The following is a 7,147-nucleotide window of genomic DNA, read 5'->3' as shown; positions in this document are numbered from 1 at the left end:
AAGCACCCGGATGCGACACCGGCCGTGCTGCGCAGTGCGGTGGAGCAGGCCGTGCTTCTGGAGAAGGAACTCGTCGTCGATCCCGACTGGTTCCTCCGTTGGTCGGAGCGGACCGGGGGCGTCGCAGTCGACGTCCGGGTCAAGGACGGCAGCGCGCACAACGAGTTGACCCGGCACCGCTACGAGGTCGTACTGCACAAGCCGGGCTCCGCCGATCCGCTGTCCCTGGAAGCCGTTCACGCCGTGGCCTGGAACGGCGACCTCGACCGCCTCGCCGAACAGGTGGGCAGCCGGGACGAAGCAGTCGTACGCATCACGGGCGTCCCGAACGCGCGCCTGACCGAGGAGGTTGCGGCGGCACGTGGACTGGGCTTGGGGGAGCCCGGCACGACGGCGGTGCCGCCGCTCGATCCGTCCGCGATCCCCGCCTGGGCCGAGCGGCGCGGGTGGGACGCGCTCGTCACGCTGTCGGCGGACGCGGTCGATCAGGTCGACGTGCTCGTCTTCCGGGACAGCCCGGTGGCGGGCCGGATCCTCTCCGGCACGTACCTGCCGGCGGCCGGCGAACGCACCCTGGTCAACGACCCCGTGGCCGCCGGTGCCGTCACCGCGCTGCTGCCCACCTTGCGCGCGTACCTGCGGGAGGCCCTGCCCGAGTACATGGTGCCGGCCGCGATCGTGCCCATCGGCAGCGTGCCGCTGACCGACAACGGCAAGCCGGACCGGCGCGCGCTGCCCACACCGGACTACTCGGCCGGCAGCAGCGGCCGGGCCCCGTCGACGCCGCAGGAGGAGTCGCTGTGTGCGCTCTTCGCCGCCGTGCTCGGACTCGACCGGGTCGGTGTGGACGACAACTTCTTCACCATCGGCGGGCATTCGCTGCTGGCGACCAAGCTGGTCAGCCGTATCCGTGCCGTGCACGGTGTGGAGATCCCGATCCGGGTCGTCTTCCAGGCGCCCACGGTCGCCGAGCTGGCGGCACATCTGACGACCGCGAGCACCGGCCGACCGCCACTGGTCCCCCAGGTCAGGCCGGAGCGGCTGCCGGTCTCCTTCGCGCAGCAGCGGCTGTGGTTCATCCACCGGTTCGAGGGGCCGTCGGCGACGTACAACGTCTCGCTGGCGCTGCGGATGCAAGGTGACCTCGACACGGCCGCGCTCCGCCAGGCCGTGCACGACGTCGTGGTACGGCACGAGTCGTTGCGTACCGTCTTCGGCGAGGATGCCGGGCAGCCGTACCAGCAGGTTCTCCCGCCGACCGCGATCCAGGTGCCCTGGGAGGAACGCGAGGTCACCGAGGCCGAACTCCCCGACGCCCTAAGGGAGGCGGCGCGCCTGCCCTTCGACCTGGCGACCGAGATCCCGATCCGGTCCTGGCTGTTCCGGATCAGCGAGCTGGAGTCGGTGTTCCTGATCGGCGCGCACCACATCGCCGCGGACGGCTGGTCGGCCCGCCCGTTGGCGAAGGACCTCATCACCGCCTACGAGGCCCGCCGGGACGGCCGGACGCCGGAATGGGTGCCGCTTCCGGTGCAGTACGCGGACTACACCCTGTGGCAGCGGAACCTGCTGGGGGACGGTGACACCCCGGACAGCCTCTACCGGAGTCAGCTGGACTACTGGACGAACCACCTGGCCGGCCTGCCGGAGGCCATCGAGCTGCCTGCCGACCGGTCACGGCCCGCGGTGGCGTCCTTCGCGGGCGACCTGGTGCCGATCGAACTCGACGAGGAGTTGACCGAGGGTATCCGGAGGGTGGCCCGGGAGACCGGTGCCACCGTGTCGATGGTGCTGCAGGCGGGCCTGGCCGCGCTGCTCACCAGGCTGGGCGTGGGTACGGACGTGCCCATCGGTTCGCCGATCGCAGGCCGTACCGACGAAGCGCTCAACGGGCTGGTCGGCTTCTTCGTCAACACCTGGGTGCTCCGGGCGGACACCTCCGGCGACCCCGGCTTCGCCGAACTCGTCGGCCGGGTACGGGAGATGAGCCTCGCCGCCTACGACCACCAGGACATTCCGTTCGAGCACCTGGTCGAGGTCCTGAACCCGGTGCGCTCGACCGCGCACCACTCGCTCTTCCAGGTGCTCCTGGTGCTGCAGAACAACGCGGCAGCGGAGTTCACGCTGCCGGGCCTGAGTGTGACCGAGGAGCTGTTCAGCCCGGGTGTCGCGCATTTCGACCTGTCCATCAACCTCGGCGAGCAGGACGATGACGGAGCGCGGGCCCGGATCGAGGGCTTCGCCGAGTACGCGACCGAGCTGTTCGACGCCGGCACGATCACCACGATGCTCGACCGCTGGGTCCACTTCCTGCGCCAGGTGGTGGCCGCGCCGGAGACGTCCATCGGGGCCGTGGACATCCTGGCCGACGGCGAGCGCGCGGCGCTGACCCGGTGGGGCGGTCAGGGCCGGGACGCCGGGTTCGAGGCCGGCACCGTTCACGAGCGGTTCGCCACCATGGCCGCCGCGACGCCGGACGCGATCGCGCTGGTCTCCGCGGACGGCACGCACAGCTGGACCTACGCCGAACTGGACCGCTGGTCCAACCGCATCGCCCACCACCTCCGGGCCCGCGGCGCCCAGAGGCACAGCCGCGTGGCGCTGGTGCTCGACCGCTCACCGCTGCTGGTCGCGGCCATCCTCGGGGTGCTGAAGACCGGCGCCGCCTATGTGCCGGTCGACCCCGCCTACCCGCCCGAGCGCATCGAGTTCATGCTCGCCGACCTCACCCCCACCGTCACCGTGGACGAAGGCCTCGCCGACCTGGACCTCGACGGGTGTCCGGACTCGCCGCTGGACATCGGCGTAGGGGAGCACAGCACCGCGTACGTGATGTACACCTCCGGGTCCACCGGCCAGCCCAAGGGCGTCGAGGTGACCCACCGGAACGTGGTCGACCTCGCGCTCGACGACTGCTGGGCGGACGGGACGTACCGCCGTGTCCTGATCCACTCTGCGCACACGTTCGACGCGGCCACCTATGAGCTGTGGGTGCCGCTGCTCAACGGTGGCACCGCCGTGGTGGCGGCCGCCGGGCAGCTGGACACCGCGGTGCTGGCCGCCGTGATCGCGGAACGCGGAATCACCGACGTGTGCCTGACCACGGGCCTGTTCGCCGTGATGGTGGAGCAGCACCCTGAGTGCTTCGCGGGCGTGTCCGAGGTGTGGGCGGGCGGTGAGGTCATGCCGCCCTCCGCGGTCCGCCAGGTTCTCGATGCCTGCCCCGCCCTCACCGTGGTGAACGGGTACGGCCCGACGGAGACCACGGCCTTCGCCGCCCGGTACCGGCTGGCCTCGGTCGACGACTGCACCGACCCGGTGCCGATCGGTGGCCCCATGCAGGGCACCGTGCTGCATGTCCTGGACGAGCGCCTCCAGCCCGTGCCGCCCGGCGTGGTCGGGGAACTGTACATCGCGGGCGCCGGCGTCGCTCGTGGGTACGCGGGCCGGCCTGGTCTGACCGGTGGCCGGTTCGTCGCCGACCCGTTCGGGTCGCCCGGGGCACGTATGTACCGCACGGGTGACCTGGTGCGCTGGAGCTGCGCCGGGCATCTGGAATACGTCGGCCGGGTGGACGACCAGATCAAGATCCAGGGTTTCCGCGTGGAGCCGGGCGAGGTCGAGGCGGCACTGCGCAGGCGCGAGGGCGTGGCCCAGGCCGTCGTGGTCAGCCGCGAGGACCGGCTCGGCGAGCGGCACCTCGTCGCCTATGTGGTGCCCGACGCGTCGGGGTCCTCCGACGCCGAGGCCGACCAGCAGGTCGGGGAGTGGCGCGAGATCTACGACTCCGTGTACGGCGACACCGAGGTGGACCTGGGCGGAGTCGGCGACGACTTCACCGGGTGGAACAGCTCCTACACCGGACAGCCCATCCCGCTGCCCGAGATGCGGGCCTGGCGCGATGCCATGGTGGGGCGGGTGCGCGCCCTGCGCCCGCAGCGAGTGCTGGAGATCGGCGTCGGCTCGGGCCTGCTGCTGGGACCGCTCGCACCGGAGGTGACGGAGTACTGGGGCATCGACTTCTCCGCCCCCGTCATCGAGCGGCTGCGCGCCCAGGTCCGCGCCGACCGGCGGCTGGCGGACAAGGTGACCCTGCGCTGCCGGCCCGCCGACGAGGCCGGTGACCTTCCGACGGCGCACTTCGACACGGTGATCCTCAACTCGATCGTGTCGTACTTCCCGGACGCCGGCTACCTCACCCGGGTGCTCGACCTCGCGCTGGCCAGGCTGGCCCCGGGCGGGCGGATCGTCGTCGGTGACGTCCGCAACCAGCGCACCCAGAAGGGGTTCACCGCGGCCGTCCACCGCTCGCGGCACCCGGACGACCGGGCCGCCGCCGTGCAGGCCGCGGTGTCCCGCGCGCTCGTGGACGAGAAGGAACTGGTCATCGATCCGGAGTACTTCACACAGTGGGCCGCCGCGCATCCGGACGTCGTCGCCACCGACATCCGCCTCAAGCAGGGCAGCCACCACAACGAGCTGACCCGCCACCGCTACGAGATCGTGCTGCACAAGGGACCGAACCGGGCCCTGGATCTTGCGGACCTGCCGGTGGCGGCCTGGGGAAGCGACGTCCACCAGCTGTCCGACGTGGCCACCGCGCTCGCGCGGCACGGCCGGGTCCGCCTGACCCGCGTGCCGAACGCCAGGCTGGCCACCGAGGCCGGCGAGTGGGGCGGCCCGATCGACGAGCGGGGCACGCTCGACCCGGCCGAGTTGGAGGCGTGGGGCAGCGCACAGGACCTCGCGGTGTACTGCACCTGGTCGCCGGAGTCGGCGGAGCACTTCGAGGCGGTCCTGCTGCCCGACGTCGACGCCCCCGTCTGCGACGGCGTGTACCGGCCGGCGCCGACGCCGTCCGGGCGGCTCGTCAACACGCCCGCGGTCTCCGGCCGCGCGTCCCGGCTGCCGTCGCAGCTGCGCGACGAACTGACCCGCGAACTGCCCGCGTTCATGGTGCCGAGCGAGATCATGCTCCTCGACCGGCTGCCGCTCACCGAGAACGGGAAGGTGGACCGCGCCGCACTGCCCGACCCCGACCCGACCGGCGGTGAGTACCGCGCCCCGCGCACACCGCGCGAGGAGGCACTGGCCGCACTCTTCGCCGAGGTGCTCGGGCTGGACCGGATCGGCATCGACGACGACTTCTTCGCCTGCGGCGGCCACTCGCTGCGGCTGACCCGCCTGGTCTGGCAGATCCACGAGAAGCTGGGCATGGAGGTCCCGATCCGGACGGTGTTCCAGTACCCCACGGTGGCCGAACTGGCGGAACAGCTGTCCGCGGACGCGGAGGTGACCTTCGAGGACCCGTTCGCCGCCCTCCTGCCGATCCGCACCGAGGGGGAGAGGCCCCCGCTGTGGTGGCTGCACCCCGGTGGCGGCCTGAGCTGGCCCTACCTGAGCTTCGGCCGGCACATCGACCGGTCCTGGCCGCTCTACGGCATCCAGGCGCGCGGCTTCGACGGGGTCACGCCCCGGGCGACCTCCATCGAGGACATGGTCGACGACTACGTGAACCAGGTGCAGGACGTCCAGCCCAGCGGCCCGTACTACCTGCTCGGCTGGTCCTTCGGCGGCACCCTGGCCCATGCGATGGCCGCGGAACTGCAGCGCCGCGGAGAGGAGGTGGCGCTGCTCGCGCTGCTGGACTCGGCACCCGCCAGCCACTTCGCCGACCTCGAACTCCTGGATGAGGACATGGTGCGCATGTTCCTCGTCAACTACATGGGCCACCTCAAGGGAATGGAGGAGTACGAGTTCCTGGTCAGCACCGCTTCGGAGATCTTCATCGAGCACCTGGAGCAGATGCGGCGCTACACCTCGCCCCGGTACCGCGGCGACGTCGTCTTCTTCAACGCGCTCCTCGACCCGGAGACCCACGACAAACGCCATCTGGACGCGGAGATGGACGTGCTGTGGCACGAGTACGTCGACGGTCACGTGCAGCGCTACGACATCGCCTGCGCCCACAACGAGATGTACTGGCCACGTAACGCGGCCGAGATCAGCCGTGTCATCAACCGCGTGCTCCGGGAGGCCATCAACGGATAGCCCGAACGGGACGAATTCCGACAGTGATCCGGCAATTACTGAATTACTGAAAGGAACACAGTAGATGACTGCGAATCAGAACCCGGCCCGCGAGACGGCAGCGGACGCGGCGGGAGCGGCAGCGCTGTTGGAGATCGGCGACCGGATCGGGGTGCTGCCCCACATCGACAAGGGCCAGCGGGTCGACGTCGAGCAGCTGGTGTCGGCCACCGGGCTGCCGAGGCAGGGTGTGGCGAACTACCTGGAGGCCCTGACCTCGGCGGCGCTGGTCGTCGAGTCGGACGGGACGTTCCAGGTGGCGGCGGACTTCGACCAGATCCTGTACGAGTCCGGCTACCTGTCCTGGGCGCTCAACGCGAACCGGCCGTTCGTGGAGAACGCGGTGGAGTTCCTCACCGACAACATGGCCGCCGGCCAGCGGCACAGCCGCGACGGCCGGCAGGTCGCGGTCAGCTCGCAGTGGATGGGTTCGTTCGGCTTCTATCCCGTGGCGCTGCAGACCATCCTCGACGCCCGTCCCTCGCACGTGGTCGACCTCGGCGCGGGCACCGCCCGGCTGCTCATCGAGATCATGCTGACCCTGAAGGACACCACGGCCGTGGCGCTCGACCTGGACGCCGAGGCGTGCCGGGAGGCACAACTGGCGGCCGAGCGAGCGGGCGTGGCCGACCGGATCACCGTGTACGAGCGGTCGATCCAGTCGGTGGCCACCGACCCGACGCCGGTGAAGGACGCCGACGTGGTGCACGCCGGGTTCGTCTTCCACGACATGATGCCCGAGGAGGAGGACATCGCCGACCGGACCCTGGCTGCCTGCCGGGACGCGCTTCGGCCGGGCGGCATGATGGCGCTCACCGAGGCCGTGCCGTACGTGCCCGACCCGAGGGAGCGCCGGTTCAGCGCGATCGTGACGTACTACCACCAGCAGTTCATGCGCCGGCGACTGCTCAACGAGCAGGAGTGGACCGACAAGCTGCTGGCGGCGGGCTTCTCGGACGTCCGGTGCCTGCCGCACCGGTTCCCCACGGGTCGGCTGTTCATCGCGAAGAAGCACTGATCATCGCCAAGAAGCCTTGATCATCGCGGAGAAGCACTG

2 protein-coding genes are annotated in these 7,147 nt (G+C 70.8%); both read left to right on the top strand.

What is annotated here, in order from left to right:
• Window positions 1-51: 51 nt before the first annotated feature.
• A complete protein-coding gene (locus ACFY3C_RS38985) occupies window positions 52-6,051 on the top strand; it encodes an amino acid adenylation domain-containing protein (protein ID WP_390774207.1) in 6,000 nt (1,999 codons plus the stop codon).
• 64 nt (window positions 6,052-6,115) lie between these two features.
• Window positions 6,116-7,108: a class I SAM-dependent methyltransferase gene (locus ACFY3C_RS38980; RefSeq protein ID WP_386580665.1), complete on the top strand. Its 993-nt coding sequence runs from the start codon at window positions 6,116-6,118 to the stop codon at window positions 7,106-7,108.
• The last annotated feature ends 39 nt before the right edge of the window (window positions 7,109-7,147 follow it).

It is taken from the genome of Streptomyces sp. NPDC001410 (assembly GCF_042895235.1).
Taxonomy (GTDB): Bacteria; Actinomycetota; Actinomycetes; order Streptomycetales; family Streptomycetaceae; genus Streptomyces.
The sequence above is the reverse complement of the archived record's forward strand: the minus strand, read 5'-3'. Positions and strand labels throughout refer to the sequence as shown.

Bases quoted from the DNA above. Each gene is read 5' to 3' on its own strand.
- ACFY3C_RS38980 (WP_386580665.1), top strand. From the start codon at position 6,116: ATGACTGCGAATCAGAACCCGGCCCGCGAGACGGCAGCGGACGCGGCG.